Here is a 23,139-nt window from a genome sequence, read left to right as displayed (position 1 = left end):
CGAAGCGGGCGCGGTCATGGTCGAAGGACGGGGCATGGATCGTCATCTCGCGCATCAACTGCTGCTCGCCTGCGGTGCCAGCTACTCGCACATCGTCGATCCGCGCCGCTGCGACTGGCTGGCGGAACCGCTGCGGATCGAGCGCAGCGTGCCGCCCTGGGGCGCGACGATCGACGTGGCGCTGGCCGGGCGCATGCCGCAGGGCATCGTCATCGCCTTTCGCGGGACGCTGCCCCCGATCGGCAGCCTGCACACGGCGCTCGAGGTGATGTTCGACTGGGCCAATAACGGCGCGGCGTCGTGCCGGCCGCATCCCGACTGGCCGGGCCGCGTCCATCGCGGCTTTGCCCAGTCGCTCTGCCGCCTGTGGAACGACAGCGCCGATGGTCCCGGGCTCGAACAGGTGGTCGAGGCGCTGCTGGCCGAGGGCGGACCGCGCCGCCTGGTCCTGACCGGGCACAGCAAGGGCGGGGCGCTCGCCAACCTGTTCGCGTGGCGCGCGGCGCGGACCTGGCCCGACCTGCCGATCGAGGTCGCGACCTTCGGGTCTGCCCGGGCGGGCAACGAGGCGTTTGCCCAAGCCTTCGAGGCCGATCCGCGCATCGACTGCACCCGCTATGAAACTGCGCTCGACATGATCCCCTATCTGCCGATGGGCTGGGACCGCGAGGATGCGGTCAAGGCGACCGTGCGCAGGATGTGGCCCGCGCTTCTCAACGGCGATTACCGCCCGGTCGGCCGCCGCGTCACCGCGACCGCGACGCTGCCCGAATGGCGCGAGCGCAAGGCAGCCGAACTGCGCGCGATGTTCGCCGGCGGCTTCCACCCCGCGGCTTGGCGCCACGACTTCCTCGGCGCGCACCTGATCGGTCCGGGCACCGATTACGATGCGCTGGTCGAGCGGGAGGATTGTGGATCTGGTGTGGAGGTCGATGAAACTGTCGACCGAGGCGGAGGGAGGGAATGATGGATCATCACAACCAGGAAACCGACTGCCCCGACGCCCGCGCCGAGGCCGATGTAGCATCAGGTCGTTTCATCAGCCATGAAGCGGTGAAGCGCTGGATCCAGTCATGGGGAAGCGACAGGCCCTTGCCGCGTCCGGAGGTCGGCGACTGAGCGAGAGGGGACCGACCGAAGTCGATCCCCCATTCTCGGTCACTCCGCGGCGATTCCCGCCTTCGAGAACATGTCGTCCCCGCCGGTCGCGTCCTCGTTCGCCGGTTTTTCCGCCTTGGCGTTCTGGCGCTTGTCGAAGCTCTCCCACACCTCGTTCCAGTTGCCGCGGGTCGCGCCCTTCGAATATTCGGTGGCCCGCTGTTCGAAGAAGTTCGCATGCTCGACGCCGTTCAGCAGCGGGGCGAGCCAGGGCAGGGGGTGTTCCTCGATCATGTAGATCGGCTTGAAGCCCAGCTGGCCCAGGCGCCAGTCGGCGATGTAGCGGATATATTTCTTGATCTCCTTGGGCGTCATGCCGGGCACCGGGCCCTGCTCGAACGCGAGATCGATGAAGGCATCCTCCAGCCGGACGGTGGTCTGGCACACGTCCATGATGTCCTCGCGCACCGCCTTGGTCAGGCAGTTGCGCTCCTTGACGAAGGCATGGAACAGGCGGGTGATGCCTTCGCAGTGCAGGCTCTCGTCGCGCACCGACCAGCTGACGATCTGGCCCATGCCCTTCATCTTGTTGAAGCGCGGGAAGTTCATCAGCATCGCGAAGCTGGCGAACAGCTGAAGCCCCTCGGTAAAGCCGCCGAACATCGCCAGGGTGCGCGCGATATCCTCGTCGGTGTCGACGGTGAAGCGCTGCAGATAGTCGTGCTTGTCCTTCATCTCGGAATATTCGAGGAACATGCCATACTCGCTCTCGGGCATGCCGATCGTGTCGAGCAGGTGGCTGTACGCCGCGATGTGCACCGTCTCCATGTTGGAGAAGGCGGCCAGCATCATCTTGATCTCGGTCGGCTTGAACACCCGGCCGTATTTCTCGTGATAGCAGTCCTGCACCTCGACATCCGCCTGGGTGAAGAAGCGGAAGATCTGGGTCAGCAGGTTGCGCTCGGTCGCGTCGAGCTTCTGCGCCCAGTCGCGGCAATCCTCGCCCAGCGGCACTTCCTCCGGCATCCAGTGGATCTGCTGCTGGCGCTTCCAGAAGTCATAGGCCCAGGGATATTCGAACGGCTTATACTGCTTGCGGGCTTCGAGAAGAGGCATGGGATTACTCCTGGGCGAACGGGATATGGGGAGAGAGGGCAGCGCCTGCCATGGAAGGCGCTGCCGCAAGGGTCTGAAGCGGGGCGGGCCGGCGACGCGTCATGCGGCGGCTCCGAAGATCTGCGCCATCGCGGCGAAACCGCCGAGCAACACTCCGAGCGCGAAGAACATCATGCCGCCGATGCGCAGCGCATAGGTAGTTTCTGCGCGCGCGGGCAGGCGCAGCACGCGCCGCGCTGCGTCCGGGCGGACCAGTGCGGTCAGTCCGGCGGTCCCCGCGGCACCGGCCATGCCGGCCATCAGGATCAGCCCGCGGCTCATTCGTGGTCGATCACCGTGCCGCGCCGCGCCGGGCGGTCGCGATAGACGATGCGGGTCCGCGTACGATGCGCGCCGACGCCTAGGAAGCAGATGCCGATGAAATAGCCGAAATCATACCAGCCACCATTGTTGGGCACGGCATAGACCGCGACATCGGGCATCACGAGGCTGAGGAACCAGGCGACCGGGAAGATGAACCCGTGCCACAGGCCCAGCAGGAATCCCGGCGAGTCCGGGGCGACGCCCGACGGCGCCTGGCTGGCGCAGGCGGCGAGCAGGACGAGCGCGCCGAGCGCGATCAGGGTGCGGGTACGCGTCATGAAATCCTCCTGTTCGCGCGTGCATCGATTTGCCCGCATCCGGCGTTGTGCCCCGGAATCCAGCAAGGAGACCAACCATGACCGATGCGAGCCAGATCAAGGAACATATGGAAGTGATCGGCGCCGACGGCGTCCATGTCGGCACCGTCGACCGGGTCGAGGGCGACAAGATCAAGCTCACCAAGGCCGACAGCGGCGAAGGATCGCACGAGGGGCACCACCACACGCTCCCGCTCGGCCTGGTCGCCGCGATCGAAGGCGACAAGGTCCGCCTGAGCGCCACCGGCGCGAACGCCCTGTCGTTCGAAGAAGAGGCCGAGTGATTTAGGCATCGCGCACGCCTTTCCCTCTCCCATCGGGAGAGGGAGGGAGCGGCGAAGCCGCGGAAGGGTGAGGGTGGCCGGACGCGTCGCCCTCACCCTTCCCGTTGCTGACGCAACGGGCCCCTTCCCTCTCCCGATGGGAGAGGGAGTTTCGAACTGCCGCAATGACTCCTTCGACATTCTGAAGCACGTCGTTGTTCCAGAAACGAATGACGCGATAGCCTTCGCGTTCGATCAACCGGGTGCGGGACGCGTCGTTGGGACCGTGCTGGCCACCATCGACCTCGATCACCAGCCGTTCTGCGAAGCACAGAAAGTCGACACGGAACGGGCCGACCGGCGCCTGAAACCGCCATTTGCGATCGGGAAATGCTTCCCGAAGCGCGCGGCGCAGATGCTTTTCGGCGTCCGTCGCGTTGCGCCGCAGAGCCCGGAGTTGGTCGACCGTACCGGAAGGCTGTCCCGAGTAGAGACGTCGGCCACCCTCCCCCACACAGGGGGAGGGGTTCCCGGTTTCGCCTAGCCCGTGCACCTCACTGGCACGCCAGGCATTCGTCGTAGTCGCGCGATTCCACCTGGATCTCGCGCAGGTCCGGCGTGTTGTCGGCCTCGACCCCGCCGGCGAAGCCGGCGCGCTGCACCGACTTGGAGCGGAGATAGTAGAGCGACTTGATGCCCAGTTCCCAGGCGCGGAAGTGGAGCATCAGCAGGTCCCACTTCTCGACATCCGCCGGGATGAACAGGTTGAGCGACTGGGCCTGGTCGATGAACGGCGCGCGGTCGCCCGCCAGTTCCAGGATCCAGCGCTGGTCGATCTCGAACGACGTCTTGAACACGTCCTTCTCTTCCTGGCTCAGGAAGTCGAGATGCTGGACCGAGCCGCCCTGTTCGAGGATCGAGTTCCACACCGCGTCGGAATTCTTGCTCTTCTCGATCAGCAGCTTTTCCAGGAACGGATTGCGCACCGACCACGAGCCCGACAGCGTCTTGTGGGTGTAGATGTTGGCCGGGATCGGCTCGATACAGGCCGAGGTGCCGCCACAGATGATCGAGATCGACGCGGTCGGCGCGATCGCCATCTTGCAGCTGAACCGCTCCATCACGCCCATGTCGGCGGCGTCGGGGCAGGGGCCGCGCTCGACCGCCAGCTGCATCGACGCTTCGTCGACCTGCGCCTTGATGTGCTTGAAGATGCGGTTGTTCCAGCTCTTGGCGGTGCCGCCCTCGAACGGCAGGCCACGTGCCTGCAGGAACGAGTGGAAGCCCATCACGCCCAGCCCGACCGAACGCTCGCGACCGGCCGAATAGCGGGCGCGGGCCATTTCGTCGGGCGCACGCTCGATATAGTCGGTCAGGACATTGTCGAGGAAGCGCATCACGTCTTCGATAAAGCCCTTGGCATCCTTCCACTGGTCCCAGGTTTCCAGGTTCAGCGACGACAGGCAGCACACTGCGGTGCGGTCGTTGCCCAGATGATCGCGCCCGGTCGGCAGGGTGATCTCCGAACACAGGTTCGAGGTCGACACCTTCAGGCCCAGGTCGCGGTGATGCTTGGGCATCGTGTTGTTCACATGGTCGGAGAACACGATGTACGGCTCGCCGGTCGCCAGGCGGGTCTCGACCAGCTTCTGGAACAGCGCGCGCGCATCGACCTTGCCGCGCTCCGACTGGTCCTTGGGGCTGCGCAGCGTCCATTCGGCACCGTCGCGCACCGCCTCCATGAAGGCGTCGGGGATCAGCACGCCGTGGTGCAGGTTCAGCGCCTTGCGGTTGAAGTCGCCCGAGGGCTTCCGGATCTCGAGGAATTCCTCGATCTCGGGGTGCGAGATGTCGAGATAGGTCGCGGCCGACCCGCGACGCAGCGAGCCCTGCGAGATGGCGAGCGTCAGGCTGTCCATCACCCGCACGAACGGGATGATGCCGCTGGTCTTGCCGTTCAGGCCGACCGGCTCGCCGATACCGCGCACCGACCCCCAATAGGTGCCGATGCCGCCGCCGCGCGCGGCCAGCCAGACATTCTCGTTCCAGGTCTCGACAATGCCTTCCAGGCTGTCGGGGACCGAGTTGAGATAGCAGCTGATCGGCAGGCCGCGGCCGGTGCCGCCGTTCGACAGCACGGGGGTCGCCGGCATGAACCACAGGCGCGAGATATAGTCGTACAGCCGCTGGGCATGCGCCTGGTCGTCGGCATAGGCCGAGGCGACGCGCACGAACAGGTCCTGGAAGCTTTCGTCCGGCAGCAGGTAGCGATCCTTCAGCGTCTCCTTGCCGAATTCGGTCAGCAGCGCATCGCGGCTGTGATCGACCTCGACCGAATAGAGCTTCGGCGCGATGGCACGCGAGTCCATGTCGTTGGCCTTCCTGGCCTTCGGCTTGGGGTCTGCCACGGCGGCGACGGTGTCGGAGGTGATGGCGTTCACGCTGCTTTCGGTGTCCCTGAATTCCATAACGTTCTGCCCCTGAAAACTGACACTCACTCAGCCTCCTGCGAGGCCCGCAGATGCGACTCGGGGCGAAGGTCCGATGATAGCATCGACCTGGCTTTGCGCGGGAACAAAAAGTGTCCAACCGCCGCGCGACAATGGGCCGTCCGCCCGATCACGACATGGTGTCGCGCCGTCCAAACTACCAGTGCTAGAGTTCGCCCCTCACAGCAACCACAACAGATTGTGCCATCTTGAATCGGTAGACAAGATGTTAATTCGCGAACGGAGGACTCGGTTCGTCGCTAAAATGAGTCGTTTCGCGGCCGATCCCAAAGGGTGCGATGCAGCGACGCACGGACTTCCGCGGGGTTGCGAAAAGGCAAGCCGCCAAAGGCCCGGATCCGGGAAAAAATCTTTTCTGTGGGCAACCCTGCGACGCGGCCGCAGCGCGATTGCGACCGTCACATTTCGTGGCACCGGAATGGGTGCCACAGCTGCTTCCGGCGGACGCTCCGATTCGGAGCAATGATGCGGTTCATCCGCCGGCCGCGGCGAACCAGCCCGCGTCGCGCAGCGCCGGATAGGCCGATCGGCTGACCGGCGCGACCACGCCGCCGGGCAGTGTCAGCTCGGCGCGGCCGTCCAGCCGGGTCACCGCGCGGATCGCGGCGCGCGCCACCCACCAGCTGCGATGCGTCCGCGCGCCCTCCACGCCTTCGAGCTCGGGCACCGCATCGCCCAGCCGCATCAGGATCAGCTCGCTCCCGGCATCGGTATGGACGCGGAGATAATGGTCCTCCGCCTGCAGCGCATGGATCGCCGCGCTGCGCAGATGCGGGGGTAGCCTGTCGCTCAGCCTGGGTCGGACCGCGATCGGAGCGGGCGGCGGCGCCGGGGCCGGTTCCTCGGTCGGCGGCTCTGCGTCCGGCGCCGGCAATGCGCTGCGGTTGGTGGCGATGGTGATCGCGGTGATCGCCGCGCTGATCATCCAGACGAAACCGAAGAAGCGCAGCATCGTCGCCGGCTGCGGTGCCGATCCGCCGAAAAAGGCAAGCGTCGTGCCGATCACCACCAATGTCAGCGGTGCGGCGATCGCCACGCTGATCGCCAGCCCCTCCAGCCACGGCCGGTGGCGCAGCCGGCCCCAGGCGACGATCCCGGCCGACGCGCCCAGCCCGATCATCGCACCGCATTCCATGATGATCAGCCAATAGGCCAGCCGCGTCGGCAGCGGCGCCTGGCTGGTCCCGAACGCGCCCACGGCGGTCATCAGCACCGCCGCGATGCTCGCGATCAGGAAGCTGCGCCGGTGATTGCCATAGGGGACGCCCCCCGTTCGCGAAGCGCCAGTGGCGGCGTCCTGCAATTCACGCATCCTGTCCCCCGGGTCACGCAAATGCGGATGACGAACGACACTAGCGGCGGCATCGGGGCGATGTCGAACCCAAGTTTTGAAAGGCCCGCCATGTTCACCCGCTCGCTGATCGCTGCATTGATGATCGCAGCCGCCCCGATCGCCGCCCATGGCCAGACCGCGCCCGGCCCTGCGCCCGCCGCCGCCGCTGCGAAAGCAGGTGCGACGCTGACCCTGAAGTTCGACGGCGTGAAGCAGGAGCGCGGCACGATCCTGGTCGCCATCTATGCCGATGCCGCCAGCTGGGCGGGCGGCGCACCGGCGCGGGTGGCGATGCTGCCCGTCGGCCAGTCGCACGAGGTCAAGGTTCCCGGCCTCGCGCCCGGCCATTATGGCGTGAAGGTTTTCCAAGACCTCGACGGCGACATGAAGCTGAGCACTAACCCCTTCGGCATCCCGATCGAGCCCTATGGCTTTTCGCGCGCCGCGATGGGTGCCGGCAAGTCGCCCGACTGGGATGCTGCCAGCTTCGATTTCGGCGCCGACGCCGTCCAGACGATCACCCTGCGCTGAGGCCCTGCGAATGACCCCGATTCTTGCCCGTCGCGACCTGATCGGTGCCGGCCTTGTTGCCGGTGCGGCGATGCTGCTGCCGCCCGAGCGCGCCTTTGCCGCGACGCTGCCCGCCGACTGGACCCTGGGCGTCGCCGATGTCGAGGGCGATGTCGCGCCGCGCACGCTGCGCCGTATCCATGGCCGCGCGCCCGCCGAGTTTCGTGGCTTGCTCTATCGCAACGGCCCGGCCAAGTTCCGCCGCGGCGCGACCGCCGCGACCCACTGGTTCGACGGCGACGGGCTGGTCCGCCGCTTCGCCATCGCCGATGGCGAGGCCCGGCTGGCGGCGCGCTTCGTCGACACGCCCAAGCGGCGGCAGGAAGCGAATGCCGGCGAGATGCTGCTGCCCGGCTTCGGCACGCCGGCACGCCCCGGCGCGGTCGTGTCGGGCACCGACGCCGCCAATGCCGCCAATACCAGCGTGATGCTGGCGGGCGGCGAGCTGTGGGCGCTGTGGGAGGGCGGATCGGCGTGGCGGCTCGATCCGACCACGCTCGAATCGCTCGGTCCCAAGACCTTTCGCCCCGACCTGGCGCAGATGCCGTTCCTCGCGCATCCGCGGGTCGAGCCCGACGGGACGGTGTGGAATCTCGGCCTGGCCGGCGCCAACGCGATCCTATGGAAGCTGCGCCCCGACGGCACGCTGATCGACACGCACATGATCCGCCTGCCGCGCGCCAGCTACGTCCATGACTTCACCGCCACCGCCCGCCATCTGGTGGTCGTGCTCCAGCCCTGGGTTCACGTCCGCAACACCACGCCGGTGACCGCCGGCATGGAATGGCAGCCCGGTCTCGGCAGCCAGGTGGTGGTGATCGACAAGGACGATCCCACCCGCCAGCGGGTGTTCGACCTGCCGGCCTTTTCCTTCTTCCACCTGGCCGATGCCTGGGAAGAGCGCGACGGCACGATCCGTTTCGACGGATGCCTGACCAGCAGCCCCGAATTCGTGGTGCGCGAGGCGTCCGACCTGCTCGTCGGCCGCCATGCGCCGACCCCGTCGCCGATGCTGACGATGATCGCGCTCCATGCCGGTGGCCGCGCCGAACTGATCCCGACCGGGGTGAAGGCCGAATTCCCGCAGAACGACAAGCGCCTCGCCGGGCTTCCCCGCCGCTACACGGCGTTTACCGGCCTTTATCAGGCCGATCGCCCGCTGGCCCGCGGTGTCGGCGTCCACGACTGGCAGACGGGGCGCACCGCGACGCATGATTTCGGCGCCAGCCAGCTGGTCGAGGAATTCCTGTTCGTCCCGCGCGAGGGCAGGGACGAGGGCGGCTGGCTGATCGGCACGACGGTCAATCTGGATGCAAAAGCGACTGAGCTGCATTTGTTCGACGCTGCCCATATCGATGCCGGACCGGTCGCCAGCTGGCGCGCCGACCTGGCGCTTCCGGTCGGCTTCCACGGGACGTTCAGGCGGGGCTGATCGCTCCGCCGGGCCCGCCGCTTCCGCGCCAGCGGCGGGCGACCCGCGCCTGCCAGACCATCATCGGCGGAACGATGCCCAGCTCGATCCCCAGCCCGACGAGATGGCCGGTCGAGGGCGGACCGAGCGCGACCAGCGACACCGCCCTGGCAAGCCCGCCGGCGATTACCATCAGCCCCAGCAGCCGAAACCGCGCCGTCATCGCCTCGATCCGCGGAATGCAGCTGGCAAAGCCGATGCCGAGCGCGAGAAAGATGCCCGACAGATAGCGGAAATGGCTGTCGAGATCGGTCGCGACCGGCGCCCGCGCCAGCCATTCCGCGCCGCGCAGGATGCTCAGGCTCGCCACGCCCAGCGGCACCAGCGTGACGATCGCCACCGCGACCTGGAGCAGCCGGCGCTCGCCCCCGGGGCTCATCGCCGGCGCGGCTTCTCTTCGAGCTCGAGCAATTCCTCGCGCACATGGATCGCCTTCAGCGACATGCGCACCTCGATTAGGAAATAGATCAGCCCGCCCATCAGCAGCAGCATCGAGATGATGAAGAAGGCCGCGACCCACGCGCCCAGATGCCATTCCGCGATCCGCGCGACGAACAGCGCGGCGACGACCAGGCAGATCGCTAGGCCGCTGGCGACGCACAGGAAGATGGCGTTGTTGATGACCGAGATGCGCTGGTCGATGATCCGCAATTCCCAGACATGGCGCTCATGCTCGGGGCCGGTCGATCGCGGGTGCAGCTTCTCGATGTCACGCGCCCGGTCGACGATGCGCGCCAGCCGGCCGACCATGACGTTCAGGAACGCGCCGATCCCGGCCAGCAGGAACACGGGGGCGATCGCAGCCTGGATCGTCGCGGAGACGGTGGAGAGATAGGGGCCTTCCATCGCCCCCATCTTGGCAAGGCACAGGCGGGAAGTCGACCGGGATCCTGCCGCCGGCCGGCTTTCGGCCGGATCAGGCGGCGCGGGCCTGTTTCAGTCGAAGCCGGGCATCCTCGATGCTGATCGTGGCGAGCACGGCGGCGAAGGCGCAGGGAGCGGCGAGGATCAGGGCGAAGATGGCGTTTGCGACGGTCATTGCGGGTCTCCTTCTGACCCGGTCATCGGCCTTCGCGCATCAGCGTGCTTTGACTGCGGTCAAAAACCGTGATCCGGCGGGGCGACATTCGCGACGCCGGTCGCTATCTAGGCGCGATGAATGCGACGGTGGTCTGTGCCGATTGCGCCGTGCGCGACAAGGCGCTGTGCGGTGCGCTGAGCGATGGCGAGCTGGCCGCGCTCAACCGCATCGGTCGCCGTCGCCGCCTGGGTCGCGGCGAGACGCTGATCTGGGCGGGCGAGGACAATGCCGTCTGCGCCAACCTGCTGTCGGGCGTGATGAAGCTGACCGCCGGTACTGCGGACGGCCGCGAACAGATCGTCGGCCTGGTCTATCCCGCCGATTTCGTCGGCCGCCCCTGGCCGGGCGAGGCCGGGGTCACCGTGACCGCGCTGAGCGATGTCGAGCTGTGCACCTTTCCGCGCGCCGCGTTCGAAGCGGTGCTGGAGGATCATGTCCGGATGGAGCGGCTGCTGCTCCAGCGGACCTTCGCCGCGCTGGACGAGGCGCGCGACCGGATGCTGGCGCTCGCCCGGCTGAGCGCCGGGGAAAAGGTCGCCGCCTTCCTGCTCGCGATGGCCGATCGCGGCGGCGGGTGCCGTGCGACCGGCTTCGGTCCGGTGACCTTCGACCTGCCGCTGACCCGCGGCGAAATGGCCGAGATCCTCGGCCTGACGATCGAGACGGTCAGCCGCCAGCTCGGCCGTCTGAAGGCCGCGGGAACGATCGCCTTGCCCGGCGCGCGCGGCGTCACGATCCGCGACCGCGCCGCGCTGGAGGCGGCGGCAGGGAACTGATCGGCCGCCTGCGCATCGTGCGGGGATGAAGATCGCGACCTATAATGTGAACGGGATCAACGGACGGCTGCCGGTGTTGCTGCGCTGGCTGGACGAGGCGCAGCCCGACATTGTCTGTCTTCAGGAGCTGAAGGCGCCGCAGGACAAGTTTCCCCGGGCCGCGATCGAGGCTGCCGGCTATGGCGCGATCTGGCAGGGCCAGTCACGCTGGAACGGCATCGCGATCCTGGCGCGCGGATGCGATCCGCTGGAGACGCAGCGCGGTCTGCCCGGCGATCCGGCCGACGATCAGAGCCGCTATCTGGAGGCAGCGGTGAACGGCGTGCTGGTCGGCGGTCTGTACCTGCCCAACGGCAATCCCCGGCCCGGTCCTCGGTTCGAGTACAAGCTGCGCTGGTTCGACCGGCTCGAGGCGCGGATGGCGGAGCTGGTCGGGATGGACGCATCGGTGGTGATTGCCGGCGACTATAATGTGATGCCGACCGAACTCGACGTCCACAAGCCCGAGCGCTGGCTGGACGATGCGCTGTTCGCGCCGGAGGTGCGCGCCGCCTATGCGCGATTGCTCGACCAGGGATGGCTGGACGCGCTGCGCACCCGCCATCCGGGCGAGCGCATCTACACCTTCTGGAAGTATTTCCGCGGCGCGTTCGAGCGCGACGCCGGGCTGCGCATCGATCACCATCTGCTGAACCCCGTAGCGGCAAAGCGGCTGACGGGAGCGGGCGTGGACCGGTTCGCGCGCGCCTGGGAAAAGACCAGCGACCATGCGCCGGTGTGGATTACGCTGGACTGAGCGGAGTGCAGCCGGACCCGGCCCTCCCGCGCGCCTGGAGTGGGCGAGGGGAGGGCCCGGGTTGCCGCTTCGGTTACTGCGAAGGCGCGCTCGACGGAGCCGGAGTCGGCGCGTCGAGGGTCTGGGGCGCCGGTGCCGTGCCTTGGCCGGGAGCGGTCGGGCCGGTGCCACGCGCGGGGGTCTTGCACTCGCCCGTGCGCTTGCCGGTGATGCGCATCTTGCTGTGCGCCTTGCCCTGCGGCATCGGCAATTCGGTTTCCGCCTCCGCATTGAAGCTGTCGGCGCCATAGGTCGCGACCGACTTGACCCGGATCTCGCCGGTCATGCCGGGGCAGGTCATCTCTGACTCGACCTTGGTGCCGGTCATTTCATATTTCGCGAACTTGCAGTCGTTGGATGGGGCGCCCACCAGCACCTCCGACATCGGACGCTCGACGTCCGACTGGTTGAGGCATTGTTCGGTGGTGCGATTGCCCATCGACTTCATCGCCGCCTTCTTGTCCGGGGTCAGACCCGGACCGTCGACGTCGAGCATTTCCAGCTTCAGCTCCCAGTTCCCCGGCTTCATCGGCTGCTTGATCCCCGATTTCTCGACCGCCTTCGTCACCTCGTCGACCGAGGCGTTGGACAGGGAAACGCTGGGCCCGCAGGCGCTGAGCGCCAGCGCGAGGGCGATCGGAACGAGTGCAAATCGCGTCATCAGGAAAGCAAAGCCTTTCTATTCATGGGGGGCAGTCGCCTGTCCGACGCGCTGCAATGTTCAGGATCATCTTTATCGACCTGCTGCCCATAGCCGAGCGGCTCTCGGTCTCATAGTCGAACCTGTCGATCGAACAGATGCCCGCCATTTATACTTGTCGGCGGTGCTGCATCGCGAGATTGCCGATGGTGCCCGTCCGGCCGGTGGCGCAAGGCGTTGGCGGGCGCATTCCCCACGGTCGTTCAATGCTTATTGTCGGGCGTGCAGTCGCCGGTGCGGTGAGCGGCGATCTTCATCGTCATCCTGGTCGCTTCGGCGCCGGATGTCGTGGAACTCGTCTGCACCTCATAGTCGAAATGGTCGTCGCCATAGGTGCCGCTGACTTCTGACGTCATCTCACCTTGCGGCATCTTGCAGATGGATGTCGCGCTGATCGACCCATGGCCCATCTTGAAGTCAGTGAACGTGCAGCCTTCGCCCGGCGTGTTCATCGGGCTTTCCTGCGCCTTCAGCTCTTCCTCGCTCAGACACTCGGATACGGTGGACGAGCCGTCGTTCCTGATCGAATCGGCGATGTCAGGTGGCGCACCTGGCATCTCGACGCGCAGGATTTCGGTCTTCAATTGCCATTGGCCGCTGCGCATCTTCGGCATGACCGCCTGTGCGGCACGCGCGACTTCCTGCGGCGATGCGTTCGTTAGCGACACGTCCGCGTCGACAGCGGGCGGCGCATCCTGCCAGCGGGCGATCCGCTGGTCGGCCACACCGGTACACTCCGATTGCGAGCTGACGGTCGTCTCTGTCCGTTGAGAGGTTTCGACAATGCACCCGTCCGACGGTACGCCCGCCTGGACCTTCGACAAGGACGCGCCCGGCCCGGCAACCAGTGCGAGGGCGAGGCCGATCGGAACGAGTGCAAGTCGAATCATGACCAAGCCTAGCCGATTTTCTCGGCCAGGCTCAGTCATTTCTGGAAGGCGCTTAGCTCTTCTTGTCGGGCGTGCAGTCGCCCGTGCGCTTGCCGGAGATCTTCATGTTCATCTTGGTGGTCTGGTTGTTCGGCATGCTCGCGGTCGATTCGACGGCATAGTCGAACTTGTCGTCCGCATAGGTGCCGCTGACCTTCGAGGTCGCCTCGCCCTGCGGCATCTTGCAGGTCGCCGTGCCGCTCATCGAGCCGTTGCCCATCTTGAAATCGGCGAACTTGCAGTTCTCGCCCATCTTGCCCATCGCGCCGTTTTGAGAATTCAGCTGCTCGTCGGTGAAGCACTGCGAAACGGTCGCCGTGCCCGACTTCTTCATCGACTCGACCACGCTGGCCGGTGCGCCGGGGATTTCAGCAGAAACGAGCTCGGACTTCACTTCCCACTGACCGCCCTTCAGCTTCGGGCCCGCTGCCTTCGCTGCCTTGGCGACGTCTTCGGCCGATGCGTTGGTCATCGACACTTCCGGACCCTTGTTGCAGGCGCTCAGCGCCAGGGCCAGGGCGACGGGAGCAAGAACGATACGATACATGTTTTCTTCCCTCTTCGTGACAGCCACCGGAATGGCGGCCCGCCAGCGCAGAGCGTAACGCACGAACGCCAATTGGGTTCGGTTGCGAAACCAATTCGGTCCGCAGTTTCGGACAACTGTCGATCAGCGCGCGATTTTTTATTTGCGATTCGCTCGCAATGTTCTGTCGGCTTCGGTGTGGTTCATTTTTTGTTCCGCTCTTTTCGATCGCCCGCCGGCGACCCATATTCGCTGGCTATGGCAATCCAGATTCGCACCAGCCTTGACGAGCCGGAAACCGGGCAGAGCTTCGTGCCCCATCGGCCGAGCCGCCCCGACAAGCTGGAGGGCGGGCGTCCGTTCAAGCTGGTCAGCGACTATCAGCCCTCGGGCGATCAGCGCCAGGCGATCCCCGAACTGGTCGAGCAGGCGCGCGCCGGGGAGCGCGACCAGGTGCTGCTGGGCGTGACGGGCTCGGGCAAGACCTTCACCATGGCCAGCGTCATCAACGAGCTCCAGCGTCCCGCGTTGATCCTGGCGCCGAACAAGATCCTCGCCGCCCAGCTCTATGGCGAGTTCAAGTCGTTCTTCCCGGAGAATGCGGTCGAATATTTCGTCAGCTATTACGACTATTACCAGCCCGAGGCCTATGTCCCACGGTCCGATACGTACATCGAGAAGGAAAGCTCGGTGAACGAGGCGATCGACCGGATGCGCCACTCGGCCACCCGCGCCCTGCTGGAGCGCGACGACGTGATCATCGTCGCTTCGGTGTCGTGCCTGTACGGCATCGGTTCGGTCGAGACCTATTCGGCGATGATCTTCGACCTGAAAAAGGGCCAGGTGGCCGATCAGCGCGAGGTCATCCGCAAGCTGGTCGCGCTGCAGTACAAGCGCAACGACGCAGCCTTTGCCCGCGGCAATTTCCGCGTCCGCGGCGACAGCCTCGAGATCTTCCCGTCGCACTATGAGGATTCGGCCTGGCGGATCTCCTTCTTCGGCGATGATATCGAGGAGATTACCGAGTTCGACCCGCTGACCGGCAAGAAGGTGGCGAGCCTCGACTATGTCCGGGTCTTCGCCAACTCGCACTATGTGACCCCCGGGCCGACGATGAAGCAGGCGATGGAGGGCATCCGCCACGAACTGACCGAACGGCTCAAGGAGCTGGAGGCGGAGGGCAAGCTGCTCGAGCATCAGCGGCTGGAGCAGCGCACCAATTTCGATCTCGAGATGATCGCCGCGACCGGCAGCTGCGCGGGGATCGAGAATTACTCGCGCTTCCTCACCGGCCGCCTGCCGGGCGAGCCGCCGCCGACCCTGTTCGAATATCTGCCCGAGAATGCGCTGCTGTTCGTCGACGAGAGTCACCAGACGATCGGCCAGATCAACGGCATGTCGCGCGGCGACCATCGTCGCAAGGTCACGCTGGCGGAATATGGCTTCCGCCTGCCCTCGGCGATCGACAACCGTCCGCTGCGTTTCAACGAATGGGACGCGATGCGCCCGCAGACCACCTATGTTTCGGCAACGCCGGGCGTTTGGGAGATGGAGCAGACCGGCGGCGTCTTCGTCGAACAGGTCATCCGCCCCACCGGCCTGATCGACCCGCCGGTCGAGATCAAGCCGGTCGAGGAACAGGTCCAGGACCTGATCCAGGAATGCAAGGCGACCACCGCCAAGGGCTATCGCACCCTGGTGACCACGCTGACCAAGCGCATGGCCGAGGATCTGACCGAATATATGCACGAGGCGGGGGTGAAGGTCCGCTACATGCATTCGGATACCGAGACGCTGGAGCGGATCGAGCTGATCCGCGACCTCCGGCTGGGCGTCTATGACGTGCTGGTCGGCATCAACCTGCTGCGCGAGGGGCTGGACATTCCCGAATGCGGGCTGGTCGCGATCCTCGATGCCGACAAGGAAGGCTTTCTGCGCTCCGAAACCTCGCTGATCCAGACGATCGGCCGCGCCGCGCGCAACGTCGAGGGCAGGGTGATCCTCTACGCCGATCGCATGACCGGCAGCATGGAGCGCGCGCTGGCCGAGACCGGCCGCCGGCGCGAGAAGCAACAGGCCTATAATCTCGAACACGGCATCACGCCCGAGACGGTCAAGAAGAACATCGGCGACATCATCGCCCATGTCGCGTCGAAGGATCAGGTCACCGTCGAGATCGACGAGGACCGGCCGCACATGGTCGGCCACAATCTTCGCGCCTATATCGAGGAGCTGGAAAAGAAGATGCGCAACGCCGCGGCCAATCTCGAATTCGAGGAAGCCGGCCGGTTGCGCGACGAGATCCGCTCGCTCGAGGCGGAGGAACTCGGCCTGCCGGTGGAAGAGCGCAAGGCGCCGATCATGGGCCGCAGCAACGAAGGCAAGCCCGGCACCCGCAAGACCCGCTTCGGCAAGACGCAGCGCAAATTCCCCAAGCGCTAGGACATCGTCACTTCACTGACGGTGAAAGCGCTCCGGGCGTGCCGGCGCAGCTTGCGCGTTCGCGGTGTCGGCGCGCAACCCCGCCGGATCGAAGACGGCGAATCGCTGAACATGGTCAGCGCGGCGCGTCTGCTGGGTCATAAGCCAATTTGTCGTTGGGGGCGGCGGTGGTGTGGGCATTATTTTTCACCCTCGCTGAACGAAAGGATGATGTTGTAAATTCCCGAATCCGTGACGAGCTCGAAATAGGAAACCGCCCCCGGCACCCGGGCGTGGTCGTCGTCGAAAGATGGCGAATTTATAAGCGGATCGAATAAACCGAATGGAATCGGCAGGTCTTCGATCGCATCGCTGTCATCGGTAACCAGGAACAGATCAACCAGGTCGAGGGACTGTCCATTCTTCTTAGTCAATCGATACTGTTTGGAATAGCATTGAGCGATATGCCAATCACTTACCCGTTGGATGGCTTCGAGATGCTGCTCGCACAGGCTGGATACGTCGATAAACTCCAAGGTGCCGTGCGCCTGCTTCTGCGTCACCGACTGCGACCGCGTTTTCGGTTCCTGGTAAGGTGCGGTCTTGGGCGTATCTGCCTCAAGCCCTGCGAGAGCCGCCCTCGCTTCGGGCAGCCCCGGAACCAGCGCGCCCGAATTGACCGGCACCGTCGATACCGAGCCGTTGCGCTGGGGCACAAACATCATGCGCGTTCCGCCGCTGTCTGCTGCGGCGGCAGTATACAGAATGCGAGCCCGCGACGGGCTCCGCGGAATGCCGTCGCCCACTTCGTATCGTAAACCGAGTTCGTACTGCGCGCGCTTGTCACCCCCTGCGCTCGGCGTGCGAGATCCTGCAGATCGGCGGCGGCCGCCCCTGGCTTCAGCGAAATACCTGCATATTCCGCAGATACGCATCCCCCAGCCAGGACAAGACATTTGCCAAGGATTGCAGCAAGCGCCGCGCACACAATTCGGCTGTGCAGAATCGCCTTCCCCACCACGTCCCATTCCCCCCCATATAAAAGGGCCAAATCCGCCGACGATATCCTCGGCTCGGTCAGACGCTTTTGCCAGAAAACAATGAGCCGAACGTTGGATTCAGGTGAATAGGGCATCTTCACATTGACCGAATAGGGTCAACGACGTGGAAAATGCGGCTCCGAAAAACCGGGGCGTTTTCACTGACGGTGAAACGGTCCAGGCGTGCCGGCGGGGCTTTCGCATTCGCGGTGCCTGCGCGCGGTCCCGTCGGATCGAAGACGGCGAATCGCTGATTGCCCGGGATGGCTATATCGGCATGTCGGCAAAGTAATTCGCATGACAACGCCGTCAGTGCGTATAATTCCTGATGTCGGGCGGGCATCTACGTAAAAGACGAACGCGGCTTCGTCATCTATGGCAGTGGCTCAAACGGGGTGCTGCGTCGATGTCGAATATTGCCAAGCTGCGAGATGAGCACAGGGTGCTAGAATCCGGTCTGCGCCGGATGCTGGACATCGTCGCCAACCTGTCGCCCGATCCCGCATCGATCGCAGCGATCCGCTGGCGCCTCGCCCAGACCCTGTTCGAGCATTGCGCGCAGGAGGATCGCGCAATCTATGAACGGCTGGCGCAATCGGGGGATGCGGCGGCGATCGCCGCATGCAGCGATTATCGCCGCGAACATGGTGCCATGGGCGAGGCTTTCGGCCGGTACATTGCCGACTGGCCGCTCGACCGCATTCGCAGCGACTGGGACGGCTTCGGTGCCGCGACACGGACGATCGTCCGCCGGGTGACGGATCGCATCGCGGTGGAGGAGGCGCAACTCTATCCGCTGCTCGAACGCATCATGCTGATGCGCGCCGCCTGAAACGGCCTGTCGGCTTTCGTACCGCGTCCGGCCCGATGACCGGTTGAGCGCGGCGGGGGCATTGCCCATAAGGGCCCGATGTCGCGTCGTTTAACGTCTCTCGTCGCCCCGCTGACCCTGGCCTCGATGCTGGTGCTTGCGGGCTGTGTCGGCCCCGGCAAGGTGGCGCCCGAGCCGCCCCGACCGGCGCCCGCACCCGCTCCGACGCCGGCGCCAGCGCCGCCGCCCCCACCGCCGCGCTCGGCCGAATGGCGCGACTGGCCGCTGACGCCCGGCGCCTGGACCTATCGTCCGGAAAGCGGCGGAGGCACCGCGCAGTTCGGCCGCGCCAATGCGCCGGCCGATTTCTCGATCCGCTGCGATCGCGAACGCCAGCGCCTGTATCTGACCCGCGCCGGCAGCGCGTCTGGGCCGCTCACCATCCGCACCACCAGCACGCTGCGCTCGGTCGCGTTCCGACCCTCCGGTGCGTCGGGCAGTACTGCCGACCTCGGTGCGCGGGACTCGCTGATCGATGCGATCGGCTATAGCCGCGGCAAGTTCGTGGTGGAGGGCGGCGGCACCCAGCCGCTGGTCCTTCCGGCGCATGCCGAGATCCTGCGCGTCGCCGAGGATTGCCGCTGACCCGCGTCTCGAGCGGGCTTTCAGACGATCGTTGCTGAGGGGGAGTCCCGGCCGGCGATTTGCCGGTTCGGGCAGGCGGAAGAGAATCGTTCAAGTCGCATGCAAATACAAGACTTGTTCTGCAACTCGCATTGATTCAAACCGTTGACGTGCCGCAGTGCACATCAGTCTTCAACATGCGAAAGGAGGTGATCCGATGTCTCATGGTTCAGCAATGGGGTCGGTTCAGTTCGTTCGGGAGACGCGCCGCTGAGCTGACGGCACGGGACGGAAATCCACCGTCCCCGCGGCAGGCGGGAGGTATCCTCCTCCAGTCAACGCCCGCCAGCCGACAGCAAGCGGCCCGCATGGTCTCCCGGGCTGGAGCTTCCGGCCGCTGACCATGTCGGAGGTCGCCGGGTGCCTGGTTGGGCATCCGGCGGCCTCTTTCATTTCCGGCGGACGCTCGGGTCCGCCCATCTTCAGACAAGGACCCGCCATGGAACCGCGACAGGCCGAACCCCGCCCGTTCCGGTGGCGGCGCTCGATCGTCGCCGGCGTCGGACTGGGCGCGATCGGCGTGGCGGCCGGCTGGCTGCTGAACTTCGGCGAGCCGGAGCTGGTCCGCAACCTGCCCGACGAGGGCGATGCGAAGCGCGCCGAACTCGCCCGGCGCGTGGCCGCGCGGTTCCCGGCGGGATCGAGCGAGGCCGAGGCGCGCCGCGTGCTGCTCGACCAGGGCTTCTCGCTGTCGGGCACCCAGGCGGTGCTTCAACGCAGCGCCTATCCCTGCCGGACCTTCGCCGAGATTCGCTGGCAGGCGTCGAACGGCCGGATCGTCTCGACGACCTCGACCATCTACAGCTTCTGTACCTAGGCTCCCTCGGTATTGGTCGCCCGCGGGTCCTTCATCCGGCTGGCCAGGTCGCGGTGGAACTGCACCAGCATCGCCTCGGTCTCCGGCCGGGTCTGGCGCTTCAGCCGGGGCGGCGGCGGCACCGCATCACCATGGCCCAGCGCCGCAAACAGCCCACGAACCGTCGCGTCATAATCGTCCAGCAGATCCTCATAGGCGATCTCGATCGGCCGGATGCCATTGGCGGCGAACAGAGCGTTCCACATCATCTGTGTCCGCCGCGCGATCATCACGTACTTCAGGATCCCGTCGAAATCATAGGCGACCGGCGGCTGGTCCTTCATGCCCCACCAGCGCCAGCGTCCGCTTGCCATCGCGGCGTGATGCGACACGCCTTGGCGGACCGTGTCGCGGCGGAACAGGTGAACGAACTGCGGATCAGGGAAACGGCTGCGCACCATCCGTCCCAGGTCTCTCAGCCGTTCCCGATCCGGCGGCCCATCGCGCAGTGCGGACACGCCCGACCAGTCGCCACCCTCAATCTCGCGGGCCAGGCCGACCAGATCCTTCCAGAACAGCTTGGTCGTGAAGGTGCCGCTCGGGTCGGTGCGATGGCGAAAGGCCGCCTCCACCAACGGCGCTGCGCCGCTCACCCGCCACCGCGCCTCGAACCGCGGGCGGAACCCGCCGTGAAAATATTCGACCGGGCAGCCCATGCCGCCTGTGAAATACATCGCCTCGCCGAGCAGCGAGCTGCCGGTGCGCTGATGCGCGCACAACAGGATGGTGCGGGTCGGCAGACCGTCCCGGGCCGGATAATCGGCATCGTCGACCAGGTCATATACCCCGCCCGCGCGGGGCAGGGCCGGTGCCTGCGGCTGCTGCTTGTCCACCATCGCCCCTAACTGACGCAGCTATCCCTCGCGCGCCAGCCCCTTCAGCCGGTACAGCACGTCCAGCGCATCGCGCGGGCTGAGGCTGTCGATATCCAGCGTCTCCAGCTCGGCGCGCAGCATGTCGATCGCTTCCTCCTCTGCCTCGGCCGCTGCGGCGAACAGCGGCAGGTCGTCCAGCCCGGCCGCGATGCCGCCGGTCTTCTGTCGCCCGGCCTCCAGCTTGTCGAGCACCGACTTGGCGCGCTTGATCGTGATCGGCGGGAGCCCCGCCAGCCGCGCGACCGCCAGGCCATAGCTGCGATCCGCCGGGCCCTCGGCAACTTCGTGCAGCAGCACCAGCTCGCCCTTCCATTCGCGCGCACGGACATGGTGCAGCGTCAGCGCGTCGCAGCGCTCCGCCAGCCGGGTCAGCTCGTGATAATGGGTCGCGAACAGGCAACGGCAGCGATTATCCTCATGGATCGCCTCGACCACCGCCCAGGCGATCGCGAGGCCATCATAGGTCGAGGTGCCGCGACCGACCTCGTCCAGGATGACGAAGCTGCGCGGCGTCGCCTGCGCCAGGATCGCGGCGGTCTCGACCATCTCGACCATGAAGGTCGATCGGCCGCGCGCCAGATTGTCCGACGCGCCGACCCGGCTGAACAGCCGGTCGATCATGCCCAACGTCGCGCGGGCGGCGGGGACATAGCTGCCGGCCTGCGCCAGCACCGCAATCAGCGCATTCTGACGCAGGAAGGTCGACTTGCCGCCCATGTTCGGACCCGTCACCAGCCACAACCGGCTGGCCTCGGAGAGCATGCAGTCATTGGCGACGAACCGCCCGCCCGACCGCGCGACCGCTTCCTCGACCACCGGATGGCGCCCGCCCTCGATCTCGAAACAGCTATGCTCGACCAGGGTCGGCCGCGCCCAGCCACCCTCGGCCGCACGCTCGGCAAGACCCGCCGCGACATCGATCCGCGCCAGCGCGTCGGCGGTCCGCGCGATCGCCTCGCGCGTGTCGAGCGCGGCGTTGGTCAGTTCCTCGAGATGCGCGGCTTCGGCCGCCAGCGCATGCGCTCCGGCCTGCGTCACCTTGACCGCGGCGTCGTGCAGCTCGGGCGCATTGAAGCGCACGCCCCCCGCCAGCGTCTGGCGATGGGTGAAACCGCTGTCGCGCTGCATCAGCGCGTCGGCGGCCTTGGCCGGCACCTCGATATGATAGCCGAGCACGCCGTTATGGCGGATCTTCAGCGCGGCGATGCCGGTGCGCTGGCGATACTCGGCCTCCAGCGCGGCGATCACCCGCCGCCCGCCGGCACCGGCATCGCGCAGATCATCGAGTGCGGCATCATAGCCCTCGGCGATATAGCCGCCCTTGTCGGCATCGACCGGCGGCTCGGGCACCAGCGCGCGCGACAGCAGGTCGACCAGTGTGCCATGCCCCTGAAGCTGCGGCGCGAGCTCCGACAGCAGCGGCGGGCTCGCCTCCAGCTTCATCAGCCGCTCGCCCAGCCGCCAGGCGCCGTCCAGCCCGTCGCGCAACTGGCCCAGGTCGCGCGGCGATCCGCGGCCCGCGGCGATCCGTCCGATCGCACGGCCGATATCGGGCAGCGCGCGCAGCTGCCCGCGGACCATGTCGCGCAGTCCGGCATCGTCGTGAAAGCGCTGCACCAGGTCGAGCCGCGCCTCGACCATGTTCCGGTCCATCAGCGGGGCGGCAATGTCACTGCCCAGCAGCCGCGCGCCGGCGCCGGTGACCGTGCGGTCGACACTGTCGAGCAGGCTGCCGCGCCGCGTGCCCGCCGCGCTGACGGTCAGCTCCAGGCTCTCGCGCGTCGCCGCATCGATCGCCATGCTCGCCTCGGTCCGGCTGACCCGCGGCGGGCGCAGGAAGGGGAGCGAGCCCTTGGCGGTGTGGTCGAGATAGGCGACCAGCCCGCCCGCCGCCGCCAGCGCTGCGCGCGAGAACTGGCCGAACGCATCCAGCGTGGCGACGCCGAACAACTGTTTCAGCCGCGCCTCGCCTCGCGCGCTGTCGAAGTCGACGCGGGGGCGCAGCGCCGTCGCCAGCTCTGCGACCTCCGAACTTTCCGAAGCGATCGTCTCCGCAGGCGACAGCCGCGCAATCTCCGCGGCCACGCGCGCAGGATCTGTCTCGATCACCTCGAACCGGCCGGTCGAGATATCGGCGCAGGCGATCGCCGCCATGCCACCGACTTCGCCGATCGCCGCGCACCAGTTGGCGGTGCGGCTGTCGAGCAGCGATTCCTCGGTCAGCGTGCCAGCCGTGACCACGCGGACGATCGCGCGTGCAACCAGTGCCTTGGATCCGCCGCGCTTCTTCGCTTCTTCGGGCGTTTCGGTCTGGTTGGCGATCGCGACGCGGTGACCCGCCTTGATCAGCCGGGCGAGATAGCCGTCCATCGCATGGACGGGCACGCCGCACATCGGGATGCGCTCGCCATCATGCTCGCCGCGCGCGGTCAGCGCGATGTCGAGCGTCGCCGAGGCGATCTTCGCATCCTCGAAGAAAAGTTCGAAGAAATCGCCCATCCGGTAGAAGAGCAGGCAATCCTGCGCCTCCGCCTTCAGCGCCAGATATTGCGCCATCATCGGGG

General features: G+C 66.5%; 26 protein-coding genes. 11 read left to right on the top strand and 15 right to left on the bottom strand.

The features are described from left to right. The first annotated feature begins 34 nt into the window (after positions 1-34). A complete protein-coding gene (locus tag ACZ1H8_RS05030) occupies positions 35-967 on the top strand; it encodes a lipase family protein (protein ID WP_465180264.1) in 933 nt (310 codons plus the stop codon). Further along, positions 964-1,119: a hypothetical protein gene (locus ACZ1H8_RS05025; protein WP_465180263.1), complete on the top strand. Its 156-nt coding sequence runs from the start codon at positions 964-966 to the stop codon at positions 1,117-1,119. Before ACZ1H8_RS05030 ends, ACZ1H8_RS05025 begins: the two co-directional genes overlap by 4 nt. A gap of 39 nt (positions 1,120-1,158) precedes the next feature. On the opposite strand, the gene ACZ1H8_RS05020 is transcribed toward ACZ1H8_RS05025, so the two are convergent. The 3 genes from ACZ1H8_RS05020 to ACZ1H8_RS05010 all read right to left on the bottom strand — a co-directional run bounded on the left by ACZ1H8_RS05020 (position 1,159) and on the right by ACZ1H8_RS05010 (position 2,855). Then, on the bottom strand, positions 1,159-2,214 hold the full coding sequence (locus ACZ1H8_RS05020) for a ribonucleotide-diphosphate reductase subunit beta (protein ID WP_465180262.1): 1,056 nt from the start codon (positions 2,212-2,214) through the stop codon (positions 1,159-1,161). A gap of 99 nt (positions 2,215-2,313) precedes the next feature. Further along, positions 2,314-2,535: a hypothetical protein gene (locus ACZ1H8_RS05015; protein ID WP_465180261.1), complete on the bottom strand. Its 222-nt coding sequence runs from the start codon at positions 2,533-2,535 to the stop codon at positions 2,314-2,316. Then, positions 2,532-2,855 (bottom strand): hypothetical protein, encoded by a 324-nt coding sequence (locus ACZ1H8_RS05010; protein WP_465180260.1) that lies wholly within the window; start codon positions 2,853-2,855, stop codon positions 2,532-2,534. Before ACZ1H8_RS05010 ends, ACZ1H8_RS05015 begins: the two co-directional genes overlap by 4 nt. Positions 2,856-2,932: 77 nt before the next feature. Between ACZ1H8_RS05010 and ACZ1H8_RS05005 the strand changes: the two genes are divergently transcribed. Beyond that, positions 2,933-3,178 (top strand): DUF2171 domain-containing protein, encoded by a 246-nt coding sequence (locus ACZ1H8_RS05005; protein ID WP_346247141.1) that lies wholly within the window; start codon positions 2,933-2,935, stop codon positions 3,176-3,178. A gap of 1 nt (position 3,179) precedes the next feature. On the opposite strand, the gene ACZ1H8_RS05000 is transcribed toward ACZ1H8_RS05005, so the two are convergent. The 3 genes from ACZ1H8_RS05000 to ACZ1H8_RS04990 all read right to left on the bottom strand — a co-directional run bounded on the left by ACZ1H8_RS05000 (position 3,180) and on the right by ACZ1H8_RS04990 (position 6,979). After that, entirely contained in the window at positions 3,180-3,671 is a 492-nt protein-coding gene (locus ACZ1H8_RS05000; RefSeq protein WP_465180259.1) for an endonuclease domain-containing protein, read from the bottom strand. Positions 3,672-3,711: 40 nt separating this feature from the next. Beyond that, on the bottom strand, positions 3,712-5,526 hold the full coding sequence (locus ACZ1H8_RS04995) for a ribonucleoside-diphosphate reductase subunit alpha (protein WP_465181343.1): 1,815 nt from the start codon (positions 5,524-5,526) through the stop codon (positions 3,712-3,714). Between the two features lie 613 nt (positions 5,527-6,139). Beyond that, positions 6,140-6,979: a LytTR family DNA-binding domain-containing protein gene (locus ACZ1H8_RS04990; protein ID WP_465180258.1), complete on the bottom strand. Its 840-nt coding sequence runs from the start codon at positions 6,977-6,979 to the stop codon at positions 6,140-6,142. 90 nt (positions 6,980-7,069) lie between these two features. Here ACZ1H8_RS04990 and ACZ1H8_RS04985 point away from each other — a divergent pair, with 90 nt between their 5' ends. After that, positions 7,070-7,531, top strand: a complete 462-nt coding sequence (locus tag ACZ1H8_RS04985; RefSeq protein WP_465180257.1) for a DUF2141 domain-containing protein — start codon at positions 7,070-7,072, stop codon at positions 7,529-7,531. Between the two features lie 10 nt (positions 7,532-7,541). Further along, positions 7,542-9,002 (top strand): carotenoid oxygenase family protein, encoded by a 1,461-nt coding sequence (locus ACZ1H8_RS04980; RefSeq protein ID WP_465180256.1) that lies wholly within the window; start codon positions 7,542-7,544, stop codon positions 9,000-9,002. On the opposite strand, the gene ACZ1H8_RS04975 is transcribed toward ACZ1H8_RS04980, so the two are convergent. The 3 genes from ACZ1H8_RS04975 to ACZ1H8_RS04965 all read right to left on the bottom strand — a co-directional run bounded on the left by ACZ1H8_RS04975 (position 8,989) and on the right by ACZ1H8_RS04965 (position 10,080). Then, complete coding sequence (locus ACZ1H8_RS04975; RefSeq protein WP_465180255.1) at positions 8,989-9,420, bottom strand: DUF4345 domain-containing protein; 432 nt, start codon at positions 9,418-9,420, stop codon at positions 8,989-8,991. The two genes, ACZ1H8_RS04980 and ACZ1H8_RS04975, sit on opposite strands and share 14 nt — an antisense overlap. Further along, positions 9,417-9,887, bottom strand: a complete 471-nt coding sequence (locus tag ACZ1H8_RS04970; protein WP_465180254.1) for a DUF2721 domain-containing protein — start codon at positions 9,885-9,887, stop codon at positions 9,417-9,419. The genes ACZ1H8_RS04975 and ACZ1H8_RS04970 overlap by 4 nt, the downstream gene beginning before the upstream one ends. Before the next feature lie 70 nt (positions 9,888-9,957). Next, complete coding sequence (locus ACZ1H8_RS04965; protein WP_465180253.1) at positions 9,958-10,080, bottom strand: hypothetical protein; 123 nt, start codon at positions 10,078-10,080, stop codon at positions 9,958-9,960. Between the two features lie 68 nt (positions 10,081-10,148). Between ACZ1H8_RS04965 and ACZ1H8_RS04960 the strand changes: the two genes are divergently transcribed. Further along, complete coding sequence (locus ACZ1H8_RS04960; protein WP_465180252.1) at positions 10,149-10,898, top strand: Crp/Fnr family transcriptional regulator; 750 nt, start codon at positions 10,149-10,151, stop codon at positions 10,896-10,898. Positions 10,899-10,923: 25 nt separating this feature from the next. After that, the gene (gene xth / locus ACZ1H8_RS04955; protein WP_465180251.1) at positions 10,924-11,694 is read left to right on the top strand and encodes an exodeoxyribonuclease III; all 771 of its coding nucleotides are present in this window, start codon (positions 10,924-10,926) and stop codon (positions 11,692-11,694) included. A 73-nt stretch (positions 11,695-11,767) separates the two neighbouring features. Here xth and ACZ1H8_RS04950 read toward each other — a convergent pair whose 3' ends face one another. From ACZ1H8_RS04950 to ACZ1H8_RS04940, 3 genes are all read right to left on the bottom strand, one after another. After that, positions 11,768-12,394, bottom strand: a complete 627-nt coding sequence (locus ACZ1H8_RS04950) for a DUF3617 domain-containing protein (protein WP_465180250.1) — start codon at positions 12,392-12,394, stop codon at positions 11,768-11,770. Positions 12,395-12,636: 242 nt separating this feature from the next. Continuing rightward, complete coding sequence (locus tag ACZ1H8_RS04945) at positions 12,637-13,257, bottom strand: DUF3617 domain-containing protein (RefSeq protein ID WP_465180249.1); 621 nt, start codon at positions 13,255-13,257, stop codon at positions 12,637-12,639. A 118-nt stretch (positions 13,258-13,375) separates the two neighbouring features. Continuing rightward, positions 13,376-13,972 carry a DUF3617 domain-containing protein gene (locus ACZ1H8_RS04940; RefSeq protein ID WP_465181342.1) on the bottom strand — a complete coding sequence of 199 codons (597 nt, stop codon included), beginning with the start codon at positions 13,970-13,972 and terminating at the stop codon, positions 13,376-13,378. Between the two features lie 174 nt (positions 13,973-14,146). Between ACZ1H8_RS04940 and uvrB the strand changes: the two genes are divergently transcribed. Continuing rightward, entirely contained in the window at positions 14,147-16,330 is a 2,184-nt protein-coding gene (gene uvrB / locus ACZ1H8_RS04935) for an excinuclease ABC subunit UvrB (protein ID WP_465180248.1), read from the top strand. A gap of 179 nt (positions 16,331-16,509) precedes the next feature. Here the strand turns inward: uvrB and ACZ1H8_RS04930 are convergent, their stop codons facing one another. Beyond that, positions 16,510-17,034, bottom strand: coding sequence for a hypothetical protein (locus tag ACZ1H8_RS04930; protein WP_465180247.1), 525 nt, complete (start codon positions 17,032-17,034; stop codon positions 16,510-16,512). Between the two features lie 781 nt (positions 17,035-17,815). Here ACZ1H8_RS04930 and ACZ1H8_RS04925 point away from each other — a divergent pair. The 3 genes from ACZ1H8_RS04925 (at position 17,816) to ACZ1H8_RS04915 (ending at position 19,661) form a co-directional block, all read left to right on the top strand. Then, a complete protein-coding gene (locus tag ACZ1H8_RS04925) occupies positions 17,816-18,181 on the top strand; it encodes a hemerythrin domain-containing protein (protein WP_465180246.1) in 366 nt (121 codons plus the stop codon). A 78-nt stretch (positions 18,182-18,259) separates the two neighbouring features. Then, positions 18,260-18,805, top strand: coding sequence for a hypothetical protein (locus tag ACZ1H8_RS04920; RefSeq protein ID WP_465180245.1), 546 nt, complete (start codon positions 18,260-18,262; stop codon positions 18,803-18,805). A 478-nt stretch (positions 18,806-19,283) separates the two neighbouring features. Next, the gene (locus ACZ1H8_RS04915; RefSeq protein ID WP_465180244.1) at positions 19,284-19,661 is read left to right on the top strand and encodes a hypothetical protein; all 378 of its coding nucleotides are present in this window, start codon (positions 19,284-19,286) and stop codon (positions 19,659-19,661) included. Here ACZ1H8_RS04915 and ACZ1H8_RS04910 read toward each other — a convergent pair. Beyond that, a complete protein-coding gene (locus ACZ1H8_RS04910; RefSeq protein ID WP_465180243.1) occupies positions 19,658-20,536 on the bottom strand; it encodes a Stf0 family sulfotransferase in 879 nt (292 codons plus the stop codon). The two genes, ACZ1H8_RS04915 and ACZ1H8_RS04910, sit on opposite strands and share 4 nt — an antisense overlap. An 18-nt stretch (positions 20,537-20,554) precedes the next feature. Next, the gene (mutS, locus tag ACZ1H8_RS04905; RefSeq protein ID WP_465181341.1) at positions 20,555-23,134 is read right to left on the bottom strand and encodes a DNA mismatch repair protein MutS; all 2,580 of its coding nucleotides are present in this window, start codon (positions 23,132-23,134) and stop codon (positions 20,555-20,557) included. Between the last annotated feature and the right edge of the window lie 5 nt (positions 23,135-23,139).

The sequence above is a fragment of the Sphingomonas sp. BL-S-25 genome, assembly GCF_055521555.1.
This window is presented reverse-complemented; position numbering and strand designations above follow the sequence as displayed.